General features: G+C 60.5%; 15 protein-coding genes and 2 pseudogenes. 11 read left to right on the top strand and 6 right to left on the bottom strand.

What is annotated here, in order from left to right; all coding sequences use genetic code 11:
• Nucleotides 1-20: 20 nt before the first annotated feature.
• The 3 genes from IFT47_RS21800 to IFT47_RS21790 all read right to left on the bottom strand — a co-directional run bounded on the left by IFT47_RS21800 (nucleotide 21) and on the right by IFT47_RS21790 (nucleotide 2906).
• On the bottom strand, nucleotides 21-791 hold the full coding sequence (locus IFT47_RS21800) for an SDR family NAD(P)-dependent oxidoreductase (RefSeq protein ID WP_192174065.1): 771 nt from the start codon (nucleotides 789-791) through the stop codon (nucleotides 21-23).
• Between the two features lie 315 nt (nucleotides 792-1106).
• Entirely contained in the window at nucleotides 1107-1838 is a 732-nt protein-coding gene (locus IFT47_RS21795; RefSeq protein ID WP_192174064.1) for a carbon-nitrogen hydrolase family protein, read from the bottom strand.
• 180 nt (nucleotides 1839-2018) lie between these two features.
• On the bottom strand, nucleotides 2019-2906 hold the full coding sequence (locus IFT47_RS21790; protein WP_192174063.1) for a serine hydrolase domain-containing protein: 888 nt from the start codon (nucleotides 2904-2906) through the stop codon (nucleotides 2019-2021).
• A gap of 278 nt (nucleotides 2907-3184) precedes the next feature.
• Here IFT47_RS21790 and IFT47_RS21785 point away from each other — a divergent pair, with 278 nt between their 5' ends.
• From IFT47_RS21785 to IFT47_RS21745, 9 genes are all read left to right on the top strand, one after another.
• Nucleotides 3185-3538 carry a hypothetical protein gene (locus tag IFT47_RS21785; RefSeq protein ID WP_244656014.1) on the top strand — a complete coding sequence of 118 codons (354 nt, stop codon included), beginning with the start codon at nucleotides 3185-3187 and terminating at the stop codon, nucleotides 3536-3538.
• A gap of 143 nt (nucleotides 3539-3681) precedes the next feature.
• Complete coding sequence (locus tag IFT47_RS21780; protein WP_192174061.1) at nucleotides 3682-4179, top strand: HIT family protein; 498 nt, start codon at nucleotides 3682-3684, stop codon at nucleotides 4177-4179.
• A 190-nt stretch (nucleotides 4180-4369) separates the two neighbouring features.
• On the top strand, nucleotides 4370-5278 hold the full coding sequence (glsB, locus tag IFT47_RS21775; RefSeq protein WP_192174060.1) for a glutaminase B: 909 nt from the start codon (nucleotides 4370-4372) through the stop codon (nucleotides 5276-5278).
• A 187-nt stretch (nucleotides 5279-5465) separates the two neighbouring features.
• Nucleotides 5466-8963, top strand: a complete 3498-nt coding sequence (locus tag IFT47_RS21770; protein ID WP_192174059.1) for a PAS domain S-box protein — start codon at nucleotides 5466-5468, stop codon at nucleotides 8961-8963.
• A gap of 107 nt (nucleotides 8964-9070) precedes the next feature.
• Nucleotides 9071-9706 (top strand): CGNR zinc finger domain-containing protein, encoded by a 636-nt coding sequence (locus IFT47_RS21765; protein WP_192174058.1) that lies wholly within the window; start codon nucleotides 9071-9073, stop codon nucleotides 9704-9706.
• A gap of 142 nt (nucleotides 9707-9848) precedes the next feature.
• Entirely contained in the window at nucleotides 9849-10766 is a 918-nt protein-coding gene (locus IFT47_RS21760) for a DUF72 domain-containing protein (RefSeq protein WP_192174057.1), read from the top strand.
• Entirely contained in the window at nucleotides 10763-11557 is a 795-nt protein-coding gene (locus IFT47_RS21755) for an endonuclease/exonuclease/phosphatase family protein (protein ID WP_407073251.1), read from the top strand. The genes IFT47_RS21760 and IFT47_RS21755 overlap by 4 nt, the downstream gene beginning before the upstream one ends.
• Before the next feature lie 5 nt (nucleotides 11558-11562).
• Nucleotides 11563-12813, top strand: a complete 1251-nt coding sequence (gene clsB / locus IFT47_RS21750) for a cardiolipin synthase ClsB (protein ID WP_407073252.1) — start codon at nucleotides 11563-11565, stop codon at nucleotides 12811-12813.
• Nucleotides 12810-13811, top strand: a complete 1002-nt coding sequence (locus tag IFT47_RS21745) for a lysylphosphatidylglycerol synthase domain-containing protein (RefSeq protein ID WP_192174056.1) — start codon at nucleotides 12810-12812, stop codon at nucleotides 13809-13811. Before clsB ends, IFT47_RS21745 begins: the two co-directional genes overlap by 4 nt.
• A 552-nt stretch (nucleotides 13812-14363) precedes the next feature.
• Here the strand turns inward: IFT47_RS21745 and IFT47_RS28285 are convergent.
• The 3 genes and pseudogenes from IFT47_RS28285 to IFT47_RS21735 all read right to left on the bottom strand — a co-directional run.
• A pseudogene (locus IFT47_RS28285) lies at nucleotides 14364-14795 on the bottom strand (methyl-accepting chemotaxis protein); the annotation flags it as partial.
• Nucleotides 14796-14900: 105 nt separating this feature from the next.
• Nucleotides 14901-15584: pseudogene (locus IFT47_RS28280) on the bottom strand (PAS domain-containing protein); the annotation flags it as partial.
• Between the two features lie 264 nt (nucleotides 15585-15848).
• Nucleotides 15849-16775 (bottom strand): MurR/RpiR family transcriptional regulator, encoded by a 927-nt coding sequence (locus tag IFT47_RS21735; protein ID WP_192174054.1) that lies wholly within the window; start codon nucleotides 16773-16775, stop codon nucleotides 15849-15851.
• Nucleotides 16776-17021: 246 nt separating this feature from the next.
• Here IFT47_RS21735 and IFT47_RS21730 point away from each other — a divergent pair, with 246 nt between their 5' ends.
• Together IFT47_RS21730 and iolE are read left to right on the top strand one after the other, a co-directional pair.
• Nucleotides 17022-18959 (top strand): bifunctional 5-dehydro-2-deoxygluconokinase/5-dehydro-2-deoxyphosphogluconate aldolase, encoded by a 1938-nt coding sequence (locus tag IFT47_RS21730; protein WP_192174053.1) that lies wholly within the window; start codon nucleotides 17022-17024, stop codon nucleotides 18957-18959.
• A 60-nt stretch (nucleotides 18960-19019) separates the two neighbouring features.
• Entirely contained in the window at nucleotides 19020-19973 is a 954-nt protein-coding gene (iolE, locus tag IFT47_RS21725; protein WP_192174052.1) for a myo-inosose-2 dehydratase, read from the top strand.
• Nucleotides 19974-19975 lie beyond the last annotated feature (2 nt).

Raw genomic sequence — 19975 nt, 5'->3', positions numbered from 1 at the left:
GTTTCCGCGAGTGGAACACGTCACCAGACAATAGGTTTGTCGTTCCAGTCCCAAAAGGTCCCGCTGTCGGCCGGCCCGTGTGCGCCGACCACCTCAAGAATGCGGTCCGCCGAGTACGCCGGTTCGAACAGTTGGCCCTCAGGCACGTTCGCCTGGAATGGCCGAGACAGCTCCGTGTCGGTCGTGCCCGGATGTATGGCCAGGACGGTCGAGGCAGGGTTCAGGCGTTTCAATTCGATACTGGCGGTGTGCAGCAACTGGTTGAGCGCCGCTTTGCTGGCTCTGTAGCTGTACCAGCCGCCCAATCTGTTATCCCCAATGGAACCAACCCTCGCGGAGAGCGCCGCGAACGTAGCAGGCTGTTTGCGCAGTAGCGGAAGCAGGTGTTTAAGCAGCAGGATCGGCGCAAAGGTGTTGGTCGCGAAGCTCGCTTGCAGGCCTGCAAGGGTCAGTTGCGCCAGACCTTTTTCTGCTCTGGCGCCGTCCTGATGAAGAATGCCCAGCGCACTGATAACTAGGTGCAGATGGCCGCATCCGGCAAGCGTTTCGCTCACGAGCGCTTCGATGGATTGCTCATCCCGCGCGTCGCAGTCGACGCGTTTCAGACGGTCGCCATATTGCGCTGCAAGGGTTGCCAGCTCTGTGGAGGTGGTGGCGCTTCGCGACACCGCCCACACCTCAGCCACCTCATCGCGAGCCAGCAATGCCGCGCAGAGTGCCAGGCCGATACCTCGACTGGCGCCGCAAATCAGCACGTTAGCTTCGCTGTTCAGTTCGGGTATCAAACGCATAAGGCACCTTGATGGGCGTGGCTGAAGTGTTTTTATGACTTCGGAGGAGGGCATGACGTTCAGGAGGGCGGTTGCCAGGAAATCGGCACCTCAACGAACGAGGCCGAATGCTGAGTGTTCACCTGGCCAGGTGAGTGGCTGAAGTACGTCTCTGAGACGGCTGCGACTACCACAGCCTGGACGACAGCGACACCCAGGACATTAGCGCCGAGCCTGCGAACGACCGTTATTGGTCGATCAGCGCCTGTCGCAGTGGAAAGCCATCGACCCAAAGTCGCCCGTCATTCCTGACGGGGGGGAGCGCATGAGCGGATTTCAAACCAGGCTGAAAACGCTCGCTTCTCCGGTCAGAATGTCGTACGCCACCAATGCCTCGCTAACGGCATCGGCGCTGCACACAAGTTCACCGTGACTGTTCCAGATTGAAGAGCCACCCGCGGCGACATAATCGTCGGCGGGACCTACGCAGTTCGCCATCACCACCGTCATGGAATGCTTTTTGGCAATCATCGGATAATGACTGTTTGCCAGTGCAGTCCCTCTCGCAGACTTCGCCACGCTCGCTAAATACACCTGAGCGCCAGACGCTGCGGCTTCTTCTGCATGGCTGGGTTGCAGTGATTCGTAGCAGATGGCGGGGGCCAGGACTAAATCTGCCTGACTCAGCACACGCTTCCGAGTGCCCGGTGTGAAAAAAGGTAATTCGTCAGGGTGCAGATGCTGTTTCGAATAGCAGGTGCGCTCCAGCCCGGGCTGGAAACTGATCATGCTGATCTCGGTGCCTTTAGCTCCCCTGGTTGGTGCACCCACAGCGATGAGCATCCCGTACCGGTCGCTCAATCTCTGGAACTCATCAAAACGGCTATCACTCGGATGCACCGCCAGGACTTTAGCCAGCCTCGGCTCGTAACCCGTGAGGGAAAGCTCGGGAAACAGCACGAGATTGGCACCCTGGCTTGCCGCCAAGTGGATGACCTCAATGTGTCTGGCGATGTTTTTTTCGTATTCCCCCGGCACAGGGAGAATCTGCGCAGCGATTAGCTTCATTTCCCGTCTCGCGTCCTTGTTTAGGGTTTGCTTGAAGAGCGACTGAACGGTTGTTCCGCCGCTGCTGTTAACGTCAACGTATGCTGCATGACCGTTGGCATTTTGAACAGTGAGTGGTCGTGAGTGTGTACCGACGCCAATGGCCGCTTCTGGCCTGAGCGCTGGGGTACCTCTCGGCAATCACGTCCCCTGACGCAGGACTTGGATCAGCTGTTCAGCAACAAAGGCTTCGACCGCTCCTTCACTGGCGTTCACTTCAAACGCTGCGCAACACGCCGATGTGTCACCGTCGCAGATACGGTAAACGGCAATGACGCTGCCAGGTCCGCAGCCGGTATGTCCGCACAGGGTAAAACTGCCATCAATCGAACCCTGCATGACACCAAGGCCATAGCCGGCCGTGACCCACGGACGACCGGGGATCGCGCCGCCCAATGCTCGTGCTGCCTGCATTTCCTGAAGCAGGTTTGTCGGGATAAGGCCACCGGACATGAGCCGATCCAAGAATACCGCCGCTCGCGAAATCGGGCCGATGAGCAAGCCATGGTAGACCCAGGCGGGGTCGTAATTAGAGGTACTTCCAAGAGGGGGCTTTAGTAAGTCTGCTCGCGTTTTGGCGAAGCGAACGTTCGACAGGCCCAACGGGTTAAGTGCTCGTTGACTCACCGCATCATCAAGCGCCTGGTCCGTTAGTCGCTCTATAAGCTTGCCGATCAGCATGTACCCGACATTCGAGTAGCGCCAACTGGTTCCGGGGTTGTATCGAAGTCGAGTGCCGTCCAGGCGTTGTATCATCTCGTCTGCTGACCACGCTGCCTCGCCCTTTGCAACGGCGGCGTGATAATCCACCAGTTCGCCATAATCAGCGAGCCCAGCCTCATGCCGCAGTAGTTGGCGCAATGTGAAGAGCTGATCGGGGATAGCGTCGTCCAGTCCGATCAGCCCATCACGCACTAAGGAGAGGGCCGTTGCCGCCAGGACTGTTTTCGTAAAGCTCCACCAGGGAACTACCGGTTCTAATCGGTCGGGTGTATTTGGCTGACCATTTGAGATGAGCGAACTGAGCATTGGCGTCCTTGGGTTATCTGCAGATCCAGGGCTCGACAAGATATCTCATTCAGTCTTTTTCGCCGGAGCCTTCTGATGCACATCTGATGGACTCATCCATCCTTTGGAGGACGCTGTTTCATGCAGGGAAAAATCGCTGTTCTGGATTGCTTGATGCGAAGAGTGCCAAGCGCGAGTATTCATACGAGCTTGTTCATCAGCGACGGGCGCCATAGATTGAACTGCCTCGCCGGCATCCGTTCCATCATTAAGAGACTAGCGTTATGGCGTACGGATTAATGACTGACTTCATTTTCGATGTCGGTGACGGTGTGGGTGAATTTTTATCTGACGACGACAAAGCGCAATTTACGCCTCTGAATTTGGAGGAGATAGTTGAAAAATACGTTGATGAGCGCAATTTATTGAATGTCGTTTTTCTCAAAAAACAGATCAGAAATTACATTAAAAGTCATATGGGGCCCGAAGGCTTGGAGTATGTACATCCTCCGTTTGGGCAGGACACATCTTTCGTTGAAGATTATTTCGAAGGTGATCTGTACACCTTTCTAACTCAAGTATTAACTTTGCTTGATGTCGAACTTAAAGCCAGAAGACGTAATATATTCAGCAGGCTTGCTGGAAGAGGTTAGCATTTGAAGTCACCTGCCTTCGCTGTGGACACGCGAAGCTATCCTCATGGATCCCTTGGCTTGGTCTGTGAGCTGTTCCATAAGATGCCTGCTCTTTTTGCCATTCGGCAGAACAGGCTGCAGCGTTCACATAGGGCTACCTTATGCATATACCCCCTCATCTCGTCATCCACGAAACCACCCACTGGCTCATCAACCACCGCCGGGACAGCCACCTCCCGGGCTACCTGATGCTCAGCGCAAAGCAGATGACCCACGCGCTGGCAACCTTACCCATCGAAGCCCTAGCCGAACTCGGTGTATTGCAAGCTCAAATCCAGCAAGCCATCGAAACCCACCTGCATCCCAACCGCCTCTACATCGGCCGTTTCGGCCATGGCGCGGGTCACTCCATTCACTTCCATTTCATCCCGATCTACCCGTGGGTCGAGGCGTTGTTCTGGCAGGACGAACGCTACAGATCGCTGCAAACCTTCGGCTCGCTTCCAGACGGTTCCAACCAAACCGACGGCGCAGAACTGACCCTGTTCGTGTGGCGAGAGTTCTGTGAGCGTCCTGATCCGCCATCCATAGAAGGCCCATCTGTTGACCTAGCCATCGCGGCGCTGCGGCAAGCATTCACTCCCGACACCTCGATCTGATGGCAGGGCAAACTTCCCAAAAAATCCGCCCCATAAGCGCTGTCGGCCAACCAACGCTTGCCAACCCCAACATGCACACCCGCCCGCAACAAAAACCAAAATCCTGCCCAATTGTGTGATCCCGCCCCTCTGGCATTCGTCATGAACCCTAACCCCTGCTGCCGTCAGGGGATCAACGCCAGGACCTTCCATGCAAACGCTGTTGAACGAGATTCTCGACGAAGTGCGTCCCTTGATCGGCCAGGGCAAGGTGGCTGATTACATTCCCGCGCTGGCCGATGTGCCGGCGCAGCAGTTGGGCATTGCCGTGTATGGCAACGATGGCACCTATTACTGCGCCGGCGACGCGCTGGAGCCGTTTTCGGTGCAGAGCATTTCCAAGGTGTTCAGCCTGGTTCAGGCGATCGGCCATTCCGGTGAGGCCATCTGGGAGCGCCTGGGTCATGAGCCGTCGGGTCAGCCGTTCAACTCGCTGGTGCAGCTGGAGTTCGAGCGCGGACGGCCGCGTAATCCCTTTATCAACGCCGGCGCTTTGGTGATCTGCGACATCAACCAATCCCGTTTCGCCGCTCCGACATTATCGATGCGCGATTTCGTGCGGCGGCTGTCGGGCAATCCTCACGTCTTGATCGATGCCCGGGTGGCGGATTCCGAGTATCAATTTCGCGCACGCAACGCGGCGATGGCCTACCTGATGCAGTCCTTCGGCAACTTCCATAACGAGGTCGAAACCGTGCTGCGCAGTTATTTCAGTTGCTGCGCCCTGAAGATGAGCTGCCTCGATCTGGCCCGGGCGTTCTGCTTTCTGGCGAACAACGGGTTCTGCAAGCACAGCGGTGAGCAGATCCTGACGCCGCGCCAGACTCAGCAAGTGAACTCGATCATGGCCACCAGCGGGCTGTATGACGAAGCCGGCAATTTCGCCTACCGCGTGGGGTTGCCCGGCAAGAGCGGGGTAGGGGGCGGAATCGTGGCGATCGTGCCGGGGCAGTTCACCGTGTGCGTGTGGTCGCCGGAGCTGAATGCCGCTGGAAATTCCCTCGCCGGAATGGCGGCGCTGGAGTTGCTGAGTTCGCGAATAGGTTGGTCTGTTTTCTGACAGCCGGCGTCGTCGTTTCACGTTTGCGGAATCATTCAAAAGAATGACCTGCGCGCGCGTTGGTCGCTTTTCCGAAAAAGCTGATTCAAGCCGTGTCGAGGGCGAAGAGTTACCCGATACAATGCCGCTTTACCCTGTCCAGTTCGAACCAGTCTGCGGGATGCCGTGGCGATGTCGGGAGATCCGTTTGACTACTGTTCCAGTCGATCCTAGCGGCGATGAGCGCCTGTCTCATGTGCTGAACGCCAGTGAGCGGCTGGTGATGGCGGAATCAGTGGACGAGGTCGTCGCCGTGCTCCGCGACGTGGCCCGTGCCACGGTCGGCGCGGATGGCGTTGCGGTCATCATTCAGGATGAGGGACGCTGTTCTTATATTGCGGAGGATGCAGTCTCGCCGCTCTGGCAGGGTCAGAACTATCCGGCCGACCACTGCGTTTCGGGATGGGTCATGCGTCGCGGCGAGACGATTGCGATTCGTGATGTCCGGCTCGATCCACGCATTCCGCAGGACGCCTACGCGCCAACCTTCGTCCGTAGCCTGGTCATGGCACCCATCGGTCGACCCGTTCCGGTCGCGGCGCTCGGCGCTTATTGGTCGCAGGTCCGCAGTCACGACGACGACACGGTCAAGCGCCTGGAAAGCCTGGCGCGGCTGGCAACCATCGCGATCGAGAACGCACGGCTGACCCAGGCACGCAATCGCGCGGCTGCGCTCGGGGCCGCGCAGAACCGTATCCTTGAACTGGCTGTTGAAGAAACGCCGCTGAATGTTGCCCTGGACGCGATCGTCCGCGAGGTGGAGGCGCTGTCGCCGTCCCGCTTCCTGGGCAGCATCCTGCTTCTGAGCGAGGAGGGCGGTCAGCTGCAGCATTGCGCCGGACCGAGCCTGCCCCCTCCGTTTATCAACGCTGTGGAAAACATCACCGTCAGCCCAGGTGCTGGTTCAGGCAGTCGCGCGACGACCCCGAACCCACTGGCGTCCGTGTCCGACATTGCCCATGACCTGCAGTGTGCCGAGTTCCGGGCGCAGGCCATCGGCCACGGTTTGCACGTCTGCGCGTCAATCCCCATCCGGTCGGCGCAGGGCGCCATGCTCGGTACTTTTGTCATGTATCACGCCGAGCTGCGCGAGCCGTTATCGGCGGATCTCGAGATCTGCGATTTCGTGGTCAAGACGGTGGGCCTCGTCGTGCACCGTGCGCGAGCCGAGGACGCAATCCGCAGCAGCGAGGCGCGCTACCGCCAGATCGTCGAAGGCGCCGAGGACTTCGCGATCATCACCTTCGACGCGAAAGGCGCGGTCACCGGTTGGAACATCGGCGCCCAGCGCGTGATCGGCTACCGTGCCGACGAAGTCATGGGGCGTGGGGGCGATCTGTTCTACACCGAGTCGGACCAGGCCGAGCGAGTGTTCCAGGGCGAGCTGGAACTCGCCATGGCGCGGGGGCGGGCCATCAACGAACGCTGGCACGTTGATAAGAATGGTGCGCGCTTCTGGGGCTCTGGATTGATGATGCCGCTGGCCACGGAGCAGGGCGGCTTCGTGAAAATCTTCCGCGACCGCACGGCCGAGCACCAGGCCGAAGCGGCGCTGCAAGAGAGCGCGGCGCGACTGAGCTTTTTTGATGAGCTCGACAGCCGCCTTTTCAATATTCGCCGGGCCGAAGACGCGATGCTTGTCGCCACCGAGATGCTCGGCCGCAGGCTCAACGTGTCGCGCTGCGCCTACGCGGATGTGGACGTCGACAATGACCGCTTCTGGATTCGCAGCGACTACAACGCGGCTGGCATTCAGAGCTCGGCCGGAACCTACAGCCTCGACCTTTTCGGCCCACGGGCGGCGGCGGACATGCGCGAAGGCCGCACGCTGATCGTGCGCGACGTGGGCGCAGAGCTCGGCGCCAGCGAGGGCCTAGAGATGTTTCGGGGCATTGGCATCGACGCGATCATCTGCTGCCCGCTGGTCAAGAATGGCCGGCTGACGGCCATGATGGCGGTTCATCAGGATCAGCCTCGCGACTGGTTGCCCTCGGAAGTCCTGCTGGTCAGGGAAGTCGTCGAGCGCTGCTGGGCGCATGTGGAGCGGGTGGGCGCCGAGATGCGAATGCGCGAAAGCGAAGAGCGCCTGCGCCTTGCCGTCGAACACGCCGACATTGGTTTCTGGGACGTTGACATCGTTCACGACACGCTGATCTGGCCGCCCAGAACCAAAGCGATGTTCGGCATCCAGGCTGACGTGCCAGTCACGATTCAAGACTTTTACGACGGCTTGCACCCCGAGGACCGGGACGCCACGATCGCGGCGTTCAAGGCAGCCAGCGACCCCGAACGCCGCGCGCTTTATGACGTCGACTACCGCACCGTCGGCAGGGACGATGGCGTGATTCGCTGGGTGGCCGCCAAGGGGCGGGGCGTGTTCGACGCCGCCGGCCGCTGCCTGCGTGTCACCGGCACGGTGGTTGAGATCACCGCCCGCAAGGACGTCGAGGAAGAGCTGCGCGAACTCAATGCCACGCTCGAAGGGCGGATTGCCAAGGCCATCGCCGAGCGGGAAGAAGTCCAGGAGGCGCTGCGCCAGAGTCAGAAGATGGAAGCCATGGGGCAGCTGACCGGCGGCGTGGCCCATGACTTCAATAACCTGCTCACCCCCATCGTCGGCACCCTCGATATGCTCCAGCGCCGAGGCGTGGGCGGTGAACGTGAGCAGCGTTTGATCTCCGGCGCCGTGCAATCGGCTGATCGGGCACGGACGCTGGTGCAGCGGTTGCTGGCCTTCGCGCGCCGTCAGCCGCTGCAGCCGGTGTCGGTCGACGTGGCGAAGCTGGTGAATGGCATGGGCGATCTCGTCGCCAGCACCACCGGGCCGCAAATCCGGGTCGTCGTCGATGCGCCACCTGATCTGCCAGCCGCGATCGCGGACCCGAACCAGCTTGAGATGGCGCTGCTTAATCTCTCCGTGAACGCGCGCGACGCCATGCCTGAAGGCGGGACGATGCGGATCTCGGCGAGCACCGAATGGGTGTGCAAGGGTCACCGCTCCAGGCTGCCGACCGGTGACTACCTCTGCCTGTCCGTCGCGGACACCGGCATTGGCATGGATGCTTCCACGCTCGCCCGGGCGGTGGAACCGTTCTTTTCCACCAAGGGCGTCGGCAAAGGCACGGGACTGGGTCTGTCGATGGTGCATGGCCTGGCGTCCCAGCTGAACGGTGCACTGACCATTCAGAGCTCGCCGGGTCTGGGGACAAACGTAGAGCTGTGGCTGCCACGCGCCATGACCCTGCCGGCAGCCGCTTTGCGCATCGACGAGGCGCCGGACCGACGCTCCCTGCGCGGGATCGCACTGCTGGTCGACGATGAAGAGCTGGTGCGCGCCAGCACGTCATACATGCTGGCCGACCTGGGCTACCGCGTGATCGAAGCCTCCTCCGGCGAGGAAGCCTTGCAACTGCTGAGCGCCGGGCAGCATGTCGACCTGATCGTAACGGACCACCTCATGCCGGGCATCAGTGGTACCGACCTGGCCAGACGGGTCCGAAACGCCCGGCCGGGGACGGCTATCCTGCTGGTCTCGGGGTATGCCGAACATGAAGGGCTCGACCCGGATTTGCCGCGCCTGACCAAACCGTTCCGCAAGAGCGAGCTGGCGGCAAGTCTGGCGCAGCTTGGAGGGCCGTCTTCATAAGGAGGGTGAGGCCAGTGGCGGCGACCCACCCCACAACCGTCCGAAACCTAAGCAACCCATCACTTCTCTGTCATCATTCCCTCGTCGCTGCATACTGAGGGCATGCCATGTCTATCGGACAACTGAAGATCAATGCCATCCGCCTCGTTGGCGGGGCGGCTGTGCTGGATTACCTCAATACCTGTGACGGCCGCCGCCCGGGCACGGGGTTGCGGGAGGTTGTCGACAAACTGAGCAACCTGGAGGACATCGTCCACTGGTTCTTCCATGCCGGGATTATCGATGCTCAAGAGCATCAGCACTGTATGGCCGTGGTGGGGCGTTCTTCCTGGCACACGCTCACGGCGTTTCAACAGTTGATCGATTTTCGCGAAGCGCTGTATCGGCTGTTGCTGCCCATAGCGCTGGACCATGACACCGACCCTGCCAGCCTTCATGGGTTGAATCAGGCGCTGGCCGACACTGCCGACCAGCGCCTGCTGGTGCTGGCCCCGGCGGGTGTGATCTGGCGTTGGCGTGTCGGTGAAGACCTGAGCTCGATGACGGCCGGGTTTATCGGTCGTCTCGCGGTTCAGGCGGCGACGTTGCTCACCTCCGGCGATATGGCCCGTCTCAAGGCCTGCGCCACGCCGGACTGTGACTGGCTGTTTCTCGATACCTCGAAAAATGGTCGCCGTCGCTGGTGCCAGATGAATATCTGCGGCGCGCGAGAAAAGATCAAAAGGGCCTCGGCCGAGTCCTGAGGGCAGGGGGTGGCGCAGCCTGCGGCAATCTGCGCCGCAACGCCGGCAAAAAGCCAGGGAACCTGCCACGGTCTCAAGCTTCTTATCTCTAGTTCACCAGTGTCGGGGCAGGTGCCGCGGCAGGACATCAGAGAGCACAGGCATGGGCGACATTCGTATCGGCATTTCAGGCTGGCGTTACACGCCATGGCGCGGGGATTTCTATCCCGACGGCCTGACGCAGAAAAACGAGTTGAAATTCGCCTCCAGAGCCGTGAACAGCATCGAAATCAATGGCTCGTTCTATTCGCTGCAATCGCCTGAGCTGTACGCGCGCTGGTACGACGACACGCCAAAGGGATTTGTTTTCAGCGTCAAGGGCCCGCGCTACATCACCCATGTCCGCCGCCTTAAAGAGATCGACGAACCCGTCGCCAATTTCTTCGCCTCCGGTGTTTTTCAGCTCAAGGAAAAACTGGGACCGATCCTCTGGCAGTTCGCGCCCAACTTCAAATTCGACGCCGAGCGTTTCGAGCACTTTCTTAAACTGCTGCCCCACGACGGTAAAGCCGCCAAGGCCTGCGCCAGCAAATGCGCTGAGCGCTTGCAGCAGCCGGGTTATCTGGACATCCCGGCACGCCTGAAGCTGCGTCACGCCGTTGAAATTCGCCATGAAAGCTTTCTGGTGCCTGAGTTCGTCGCGCTGTTGCGCAAATACAAGGTGGCGCTGGTGGTGGCGGACACCGCCAGCAAGTGGCCCCATGTGGAAGACCTTGCCACCGATTTCGTCTACGTGCGCCTGCACGGCGACAAGGAACTCTACGCCAGCGGCTATTCCGACGAGGCGATCAGGCACTGGGGCGACCGCATCGATGCCTGGCAACGGGGCGCGCAGCCCAAGGATGCTCAACTGATCGTGGACAAAGCCCTGCGCGCGCGGAAGTCCCGCGACGTTTTTTGCTATTTCGACAATGACATCAAGGTCCGCGCCCCTTACGACGCGCGCCGGTTGCTTGAGCGTTTCAAACTCACTGAAAACCTGGAAGTTGCGCCAGGCGATTTGCATGGAGCCACGTTGTGACCAGTGCCCTGATCCCCGAAGACCTCAACGGCCGACGACAAAGCGCGTCGGCCTCGGTCACCCTTAACGTGCTGACGATGAACATGCACATGGGCTTCGGTTTCCTCAACAAACGCTTCATCCTCCCGGAGCTGCGCGACGCAGTGCGCTCGGTGTCCGCCGATATCGTCTTCCTGCAGGAAGTCCACGGCGAGCATCAGGACCATGCGCAGAACGTGAAGAACTGGCCGACCACCTCGCAGTACGAATTCCTCGCCGACAGCATGTGGAAGGATTTCGCCTACGGCCGCAATGCCGTGTATCCCCACGGCCATCACGGTAACGCGTTGCTGTCCAAGTACCCGATCCTCCGTCACGACAACCTCGATATTTCGATCCACGGCACCGAAGAACGCGGCCTGCTGCATTGCGTGCTGGACGTGCCGCATTTTGGCGAGCTGCACGCGGTGTGCGTGCACCTGGGCCTGAAAGAGGTCCATCGCCAGCAGCAGCTGAAGTTGATCGCCGATCTGGTGGGGCGTCTGCCAGCCGATGCGCCGGTGATCGTCGCCGGGGATTTTAATGATTGGCGGCAGAAGGCCGATGACGTGTTGAATCCTGCCGGGCTGCGCGAGGTCTTTGTTGAATCCTTTGGTGCGCCGGCGAAAAGCTTTCCGGCGCGCTTTCCGTTGCTGCGGCTGGACCGCATTTACGTGCGCAACGCGCACATCCGGTCGCCCAGGGTGATGTCCAATCGCCCCTGGTCGCACCTTTCCGATCATGCGCCTTTGGCGGTGGAGGTAACGCTATGAGGGGTATGAGAGCGATGGGCGCCATGTGCGGCCTTTGGCGCGACGGCAACTCGGTGGAGTTGTTGATCAATGGCGAAGACTTTTTCGCCCGGGTGTTCGACGCCATTCGTGCGGCGCGCGAAGAGGTGCTGATCGAGACGTTCATCATTTTCGAAGACCGGGTGGGCGAGGGCTTGCAGCAGGCGGTGATTGCTGCCGCCAGCCGTGGCGTGCGCGTGGTCATCACGGTGGACGACTACGGCACCAGCGACCTGAGCACGGCCTTCGTCAGCAAGATGATCGAAGCCGGCGTGCAGATTCAGCTGTTCGACCCGCGCCCGAAACTGATGGGCATGCGCACCAACCTGTTCCGGCGCCTGCACCGCAAAGTGGTGGTGATCGACGGCGAGACGTCGTTCATGGGCGGGATCAACTACAGCGTCGACCACATGGCCGACACCGGCATCACTGCCAAGCAGGACTACGCCGTACTGGTGCGCGGGCCGATTGTTGCCGACATCTATCGCTCGACGCTGAGCATGCTCGGCCCGGCCGTGCGCAAAACCTTTACGCCGCTCAAGCCGGTGACGCGTCAGGCTGGCAGCGCTCGCATGCTCCTTGCCGAACGCGACAACCGAAACCACACCACCGACATCGAAGAGCAATACCTGCTGGCGATGCGCAACGCGACTCAGCGCATCACCATCGCCAATGCCTACTTCTTCCCCAGCTACCGGTTCTTGCGTGAACTGCGCAACGCCGCCCGACGCGGGGTGAAAGTCACGCTGATCCTTCAGGGCCAACCGGACATGCCCTTCGTGCGCGTGTGCTCGCGCCTGACCTACACCTGGCTGCTGCGCGAAGGCGTGGTCATCCACGAATACAAACAACGGGCGTTGCACGGCAAGGTCGCCTTGATCGACCACGAGTGGTCAACCGTCGGTTCCAGCAATCTCGACCCGTTGAGCCTTGCGCTAAATCTGGAAGCCAACCTGTTCATCCGCGATCACGCCTTGAACCAGCGCTTGCACGAACACCTGCGCGACCTGGCCGTGGCCCACAGCAAACAAGTCAACCTCAAGGGCCTGGCGAAAGGGCAGTGGTGGCGTGCGCCGATGATTTTTCTGAGCTTCCACTTCCTGCGGCACTTCCCGGCGATTGCCGGTCTGTTCCCGGTGCACGGCCCACGCCTGAAACCCCTGCGCGCGCCGGAAACCCTGCCGGAAGCCGCTGCGCTTAAAAATGAAGTACCGGCCGATCAGGAGAAATCCCTATGACCGGCGTCTCCCAAGCGTCCACTCACGAGCAGAAACCGGCCGACACGGGCAAGAATCGTCCGTGGCTGACGTGGGCCAAGCGCGCCTTCACGCTGTTCTTCTTCATCGCCGTGCCTGTGTTGTTGTTCACACTGATGAAAAACCTCGACTGGAACGAGGTGATGCACGCGCTGGAGTCCTACAAGCTCAGCACCCTGGCGCTGGGCTTCGTCATCGCTGCGGGCAGTTATCTGACGTATTGCTGCTTCGACGTCCTGGCCCGGCGCTACACCGAACACAAATTGGCGGTCAAACAGATCATCCCCGTGACCTTCGTGTGCTACGCCTTCAACCTGAACCTGAGTTCATGGGTCGGCGGCATCGCGCTTCGCTATCGCCTGTATTCGCGGCTCGGCCTGGACGTGCCGACCATCACCCGCATCCTCAGCCTGAGCCTGATCACCAACTGGCTGGGCTACATGCTGCTGGCCGGGTTTGTATTCGCGGGTGATTTCGTTGACCTGCCCGAAGGCTGGAAGATCGGCGACACCACGCTGCAACTGATCGGCTTCGTCCTGCTGGCCGTCTGCCTGGCGTACTTCCTGGCCTGCCGCTTCTCCAAGAAACGCACCTGGACCATCCGCAAGCAACAGTTTGTGCTGCCATCGCTGAATCAGGCCATGCGCCAGGCCTTGCTGGGCGCATTGAACTGGGGACTGATGGCGCTGCTGATCTACGTGCTGCTGCCGGAAAAAGCCTTCTACCCGGCTGTGCTCGGGATCCTGCTCATCAGCAGCATCGCCGGCGTCATCGCCCACATCCCTGCCGGCCTCGGCGTGCTCGAAACCGTCTTCATCACCCTCATGCAACACCAATTCAGCAAAGGCCAACTGCTGGCTGCGCTGATTGGCTATCGGGTGATCTACTTCCTCATCCCGCTGATGATTGCGCTGGTGGTTTACGTTGTTTTGGAAAAACGGGCGAAAGCCATGCGGCTCAGGAATGAAGAGCAGTTGTGAGTGGGAGAGTGACGCGGGAGCTCGGGGACTGACGAATTTACAGTGAGGCGTCGTAAATAAATCATTCGCTCAATTCAGTCCAAAAAAAGTGTTGCCCGGACTGGCCCCTTCCCGGCTAAAGCCAGTCCTACAAAAACATCGAGTGCATTCAGTGGAACCGGTGTCGGGTGACGCGGAGCGTCACGGTATGCATGCCCACGCGGAGCGTGGGCACGATCAGCGAAGATCCTGAAATCGCCAGCGCCTGAACTGGCCTCTTCCCGGCTAAAGCCGGTCCCACAAAAAGCAGCGCGTGCAGTCAGTGGCATCGGCTCTGACTGTAGGACCGGCTTCAGCCGGGAAGCTTTTGCTTTTGATCTCATACAGAGAAGGTTCAAACACCGCCAATCGCGACTTGGGTGCAGGCTGAACGCAGACGACGCGGAGTGAGGGTATTCCGACGAAGGAGGAACCCAACCAGGAGCACAAGCCCTTGGTTACTTGGGGCTTTATCAAGTAACTCGCCGAAGGCGAAACAGTCTGTCCCCAGACAGACGCTCTTGACCTTAAGGGTCAATCCCGCCCGGCAAACATCCTCACGGCATCCACCGCATCATTCGTCCCCGAACTGATCTGCACAATCGCATCCCCCGCCTGATCCGCCAGATCCACACCCTTCACCGCCGTACTCCGCGTATTGTCCATACTCACAATCGCCTGACGCGTCTCGGCCTGAATCACCTGAATCATCTCCGAAATCTCCTGCGTCGACCGGCTCGTGCGCCCCGCCAACTGCCGAACCTCATCGGCCACCACCGCAAAGCCACGGCCCTGATCACCGGCCCGGGCCGCCTCGATCGCCGCATTCAACGCCAGCAAATTCGTCTGATCCGCAATACTGCGAATCGTATTCACGATCGCTGTAATCTGCTCCGAGCGCTCACCCAACTGACCAATGATCCGCGACGAATCATCAATGTTCTGCGAAATCTGACGCATCTCACTGGCCGCCTGCTGAATCACCAGGGTGCCCTGCTCGGCGTACTTCTGCGTCTGCACCGAAATGTGATACGCCTGGGCAGCGCTTTGGGAATCCTGCTCGTGCTTTTCGATACGCGCGGTCACGTCCGACGCAAACTTGACCACCTTCCACAGCTTGCCAGCGGCGTCGTACACCGGGTTATAGGACGCTTCCAGCCAGAGCGTCTGGCCGTGCTTGCCGACGCGCTTGAACTGATCGCTGAAAAACTCGCCTTTGTTCAACCGACGCCAAAAGTCCTGATACTCGGTGCTTTTGGTGAACTCAGGGGGGCAGAGCAACTTGTGGCTTTTACCCAGCAGCTCTTGCCGGCTGTAGCCCAGCAAGCGCAACAGGTTGTCGTTGGCAGCGATGATCGTGCCGTCCAGATCGAACTCAATGACTGCCATGGCGCGGTCGATGGCCTGCAGCTTATTGTGGGCTTCGCTCTCGGCTTGAAGTTTGGCGGTGACGTCCATCGCGTATTTGACCACCCGGGTGACCTTGCCGTCCGAGTCCCTGACCGGGTTGTAATTGGCCTCCAGCCATACGGTGCTGCCATCGCCCGCCACGCGCTGGAACGTCGACGACACGAACTCTCCATTACGCAAGCGCGACCATAACTGGGCGTACTCGGGGCTGCGCGCGTGTTCGGGGGTGCAGAACATGCGGTGCTCTTTACCGATGACCTGCTCGGGCCGGTAGCGCATGGTCTTGAAGAAGTTGTCGTTTGCCTTGAGCACCACACCGTTCAGATCGAATTCGATGCTGGCCATCGAGCGATTGATCGCCTCCAACAGACTGTCCTGATGGGCGACGGTCAGTTGCAGGTCCTGGATGATTTTATTCTTGGACGAGTCAAAAAACATGATGGCGGCTCAGGCAAGTGATTGAGGTGTGGTCCTGATCCATGACCTTGCGAGCGAGATGCAGCTCAGATGCGTGTTCCATTTGCAGTGCAGCCGATCATTACGCAGGTGATGTTAAAAAGCTATGCTGAACTTGTACAGCTCGTCGGGTTTGTACAAGGTTGTCGGTTATCAGTCATCGAAACCGGCCTGTTCGGCGATTTCGTCCACCTTCAGCTCCAGGCGATAGGCCACGGCAATGAACAGCGCCTGGCATAAACACAGCGTGGCACTGAGCGAGCGAAAGGCGAACGAGCTGCCTTCGTTGACCAGCAACACGGCATTGGCGCGCTTGGCCAGGGGAGAGAGGTTGCTGTCAGTGATGATCAACGTCTTGGCCTGATGATGCTGGGCGATGCGCAGGCAGTGCTGGGTTTCCTTGCCGTAGGGTGTGAAGCTGATGGCGATCACCAGATCGTTGGCGCGCACGCTGCGCATCTGCTCGCGGTAACTGCCGCCGAGGCCGGAAATAAGGTGGATGCGCTTGTTGGTGTGCTGCAGGTTGTAGACCAGATAGTCGGCGACGGCGAAGGAGCGTCGCACCCCGACCACGTAGATGTTGTCGGCGTTGACCACCAGGTCCACGGCTTTCTCGAAGGCCTCGTGGTCCAGTTCCAGCGCCAGCCGCTCCAGTCCCGACAGCGTAGCGTTGACGCATTCCCGGGCCAGGTCGCCCGCGCTGGCCTTCTGGGATTTGTTGGCGATCATGCTGCGAATGCGTTGCTGGTAGTTCTGCACCGGCGTGGCTTTGTGGGTGTAGGCCTCGCGGAACAGCGCCTGCATTTCGCTGAACCCGCTGAAGCCGAAGCGCTGGGAAAACCGCACGATGGCCGACGGATGCACCTCGCATTCCCGGGCGATGTCGCTGATGCGGTCGACCATGATCCGGTCGCTCTGCTGGCTCGTGTAACTGGCAATGCGCTTGAGCTGGCGCGGCAGGCTCTCGTATTCGGCCGTGATCAGCTTGAGCAGGGCATCGGCAGTCTCCGGCGCAGCGGTGACGGGCGTTGCGCCGTCGGCTCCGGTTTCGGGCGAGCCTGGCTGATCGAGGCTGGACATACGTGCGAATCCTTTGGCAGGTGGTGGCGTGGCGGAGTGTCCGGGAGGACAGGCGGCCAGTTTTGCAGGGTGCGACCTGCAATGCAAAGTGGAATAAATATTCCACATGAAAATAATTTAGAAAAATTCATTGATCAAGCCCGGGCGCCGTTCTAGTCTGCATCCACGAACTCGCTTGCAAGCACCTCGCTTGTGGGCAAGGGCATCAGCAATCAAACCCATAACAATAAAAGAAGAGGGGCCGGCATGGGCCAGACTCGTTTTGCCACCGGGCGTCAGCTGGACGTGATTTGTCTCGGGCGCCTGGGCGTCGATCTCTACGCGCAGCAGGTCGGCGCGCGCCTGGAGGACGTCAGCAGTTTCGCCAAATACCTCGGCGGCTCCTCCGCCAACATCGCTTTTGGCACCGCACGGCTGGGGGTGAAATCAGCCATGCTGACCCGCGTTGGCGACGACCACATGGGCCGTTTCCTGGTGGAATCCCTGGCGCGGGAGGGCTGCGACGTCAGCGGCATCAAGGTCGACGCCGAACGCCTGACCGCCATGGTCCTGCTCGGCATCAAGGACCGCGAAACATTTCCGCTGGTGTTCTACCGCGAGAACTGCGCCGACATGGCGCTGCAGCCTGAAGACATCTATGAAGCGCAGATCGCCTCCAGCAAGGCGCTGTTGATCACCGGCACGCATTTCTCCACCGATCAGGTGTTTCGCGCCAGCAGTCAGGCGCTGGACTACGCCGAAAAACACAACGTCAAACGCGTCCTCGACATCGATTACCGCCCGGTGCTATGGGGCCTGGCCGGCAAGGCTGACGGCGAAACCCGCTTCGTCGCCAACGACACTGTCAGCCAGCACGTGCAACGCATCCTGCCGCGCTTCGATCTGATCGTTGGCACCGAAGAAGAATTCCTCATCGCTGGCGGCTCGACCGATTTGCTCAGCGCCCTGCGCCGGGTTCGCGAGCTCAGTGCCGCGACGCTGGTGGTGAAGCTCGGGCCCCAGGGCTGCACGGTGATTCACGGGGCGATTCCGGCGAAGCTGGAAGACGGCGCGATTTACCCCGGCGTACGGGTGGAAGTGCTGAATGTCCTCGGCGCAGGCGATGCGTTCATGTCCGGTTTCCTGAAGGGTTGGCTCAACGACGAGAGCGACGAGCGCTGCTGCCAGTTGGCCAATGCCTGCGGCGGTCTGGTGGTGTCGCGGCATGCCTGCGCGCCAGCCATGCCGACGCTGGTCGAGCTGGAATACCTGTTCAACAGCCCGGTGCCGATCACTCGACCCGATCAGGACGCGGTGTTGCAACGTCTGCACCGGGTCAGCGTGCCCCGTCGCGAATGGCATCCGCTGTTCATCTTCGCCTTCGATCATCGCGGGCAACTGGTCGAGCTGGCGCAAAAGGCCGGGCGCGATCCGGCGTGTATCGGCCAGCTCAAGCAGTTGTTCGTTCAAGCGGTCGCCCGGGTCGAGGCCGATTTGGAGAAGCGCGGCATCGCCGCCGATGTCGGCGTGCTGGCGGACCAGCGCTTTGGTCAGGATTCACTGAATGCGGCCAGTGGGCGCGGCTGGTGGGTGGCACGTCCAGTGGAAGTGCAAGGCTCGCGCCCACTGGCGTTCGAGCACGGGCGCTCGGTGGGCAGCACGTTACTGGCCTGGCCTCAAGAGCAGATCATTAAGTGCCTGGTGCAATACCACCCGGACGACGAACCGATGCTGCGCCTGGAACAGGAAGCGCAGTTGCTGGGCCTATATCAGGCAGCGCTGGCCAGCGGTCATGAACTGCTGCTGGAAGTGATTCCGCCGAAGGATCATCCTTCGACCCATCCGGATGTCATCTACCGTTCCCTCAAGCGCCTCTACAACCTCGGCATTTACCCGGCCTGGTGGAAAATCGAATCGCAGTCCGCCGAGGTCTGGGAACAGCTCGATGCGCTGATTCACGAGCGCGATCCGTACTGCCGGGGCGTGGTGTTGCTGGGGCTGAACGCGCCCGCCGAAACCCTCGCGGCCGGCTTTCGTCAGGCGGCGAAAAGCACCACCTGCCGTGGGTTTGCCGTAGGCCGCACGATTTTTCATGAACCCAGCCGAGCCTGGCTGGAGGGCGAAATCGATGACGCGGACCTGATCACTCGGGTACAGAGCAACTTCGGTTTCCTGATCGAGTCCTGGCGCGACGCCCGGGCTTGAAGTCCGAACCCGCGGCCTGTGTGTTCAGTTGAACGTGATAACAACAATAAAGGTGCAGCCATGCCCGCTTCTGCAATCCGAATTGGCATCAACCCGATTTCCTGGAGCAACGACGACCTCCCGGCCCTCGGTGGCGAGACGCCCCTGAGCACCGCGCTCAGTGAGGGCAAGGAGATCGGCTACGAAGGCTTCGAGCTCAACGGCAAATTCCCCAAGGACGCACAGGGCGTGGCCGATGTGTTGCACCCCTATGACCTGGCGCTGGTGTCGGGCTGGTATTCCGGTCGGCTCGCCAGCCGTTCGGCGGCCGAGGAAATCGACGCCATCGCCAGCCACGTCGAACTGCTCAAGCACAACGGCGCCACGGTGCTGGTCTACGGCGAAGTGGCCGATTCGATTCAGGGCCAGCGCATCCGACTGGTCGAACGACCGCGCTTCCACAGCGCCAGTGCCTGGCAGGCCTACGCCGACAAGCTCACCGAGCTGGCCCGGTTCACCTTGTCCCAAGGCGTGCGTCTGGCCTATCACCACCACATGGGCGCGTACGTGGAATCGCCGGAGGACATCGACACGCTGATGGCACTGACTGGCGGCGAAGTCGGCCTGCTGTTCGATTCCGGTCACTGCTACATGGGGGGCGGCGAACCGCTTCAAGTGCTGAGCACACACATCGATCGTGTCTGCCATGTGCATTTCAAGGACGTGCGCAAGCCGGTGGTGCAGCTGGCGCGCAACAATTTGTGGAGCTTTCCGGACTGCATCGTCAACGGCACCTTCACCGTGCCCGGCGATGGCGACATCGATTTCGCCGCGCTGCTGGACGTGCTGATGCAAGCGGATTACCAAGGCTGGCTGGTGGTCGAGGCGGAACAGGACCCGGCCGTTGCGCCGAGCTATGCCTACGCGAAGAAGGGCTATGAGACCCTGCGCCATTTGCTGGCCGCCGCGCAGTTGAACAGCACGGCCCAACAACGGAACGCACCTCAACAACCGCCTGAACAGAGGAGCCTGTGAAC

The sequence above is a fragment of the Pseudomonas sp. CFBP 13711 genome (genome assembly GCF_014842265.1).
GTDB lineage: Bacteria > Pseudomonadota > Gammaproteobacteria > Pseudomonadales > Pseudomonadaceae > Aquipseudomonas.
This window is presented reverse-complemented; position numbering and strand designations above follow the sequence as displayed.

Bases quoted from the DNA above. Each gene is read 5' to 3' on its own strand.
- IFT47_RS21760 (WP_192174057.1), top strand. From the start codon at position 9,849: ATGGGCGACATTCGTATCGGCATTTCAGGCTGGCGTTACACGCCATGG.
- iolE (WP_192174052.1), top strand. From the start codon at position 19,020: ATGCCCGCTTCTGCAATCCGAATTGGCATCAACCCGATTTCCTGGAGC.
- clsB (WP_407073252.1), top strand. From the start codon at position 11,563: ATGAGAGCGATGGGCGCCATGTGCGGCCTTTGGCGCGACGGCAACTCG.
- IFT47_RS21765 (WP_192174058.1), top strand. From the start codon at position 9,071: ATGTCTATCGGACAACTGAAGATCAATGCCATCCGCCTCGTTGGCGGG.
- IFT47_RS21730 (WP_192174053.1), top strand. From the start codon at position 17,022: ATGGGCCAGACTCGTTTTGCCACCGGGCGTCAGCTGGACGTGATTTGT.
- IFT47_RS21795 (WP_192174064.1), bottom strand. From the start codon at position 1,838: ATGAAGCTAATCGCTGCGCAGATTCTCCCTGTGCCGGGGGAATACGAA.
- IFT47_RS21735 (WP_192174054.1), bottom strand. From the start codon at position 16,775: ATGTCCAGCCTCGATCAGCCAGGCTCGCCCGAAACCGGAGCCGACGGC.
- IFT47_RS21780 (WP_192174061.1), top strand. From the start codon at position 3,682: ATGCATATACCCCCTCATCTCGTCATCCACGAAACCACCCACTGGCTC.
- IFT47_RS21800 (WP_192174065.1), bottom strand. From the start codon at position 791: ATGCGTTTGATACCCGAACTGAACAGCGAAGCTAACGTGCTGATTTGC.
- IFT47_RS21745 (WP_192174056.1), top strand. From the start codon at position 12,810: ATGACCGGCGTCTCCCAAGCGTCCACTCACGAGCAGAAACCGGCCGAC.
- IFT47_RS21785 (WP_244656014.1), top strand. From the start codon at position 3,185: ATGACTGACTTCATTTTCGATGTCGGTGACGGTGTGGGTGAATTTTTA.
- glsB (WP_192174060.1), top strand. From the start codon at position 4,370: ATGCAAACGCTGTTGAACGAGATTCTCGACGAAGTGCGTCCCTTGATC.
- IFT47_RS21790 (WP_192174063.1), bottom strand. From the start codon at position 2,906: ATGCTCAGTTCGCTCATCTCAAATGGTCAGCCAAATACACCCGACCGA.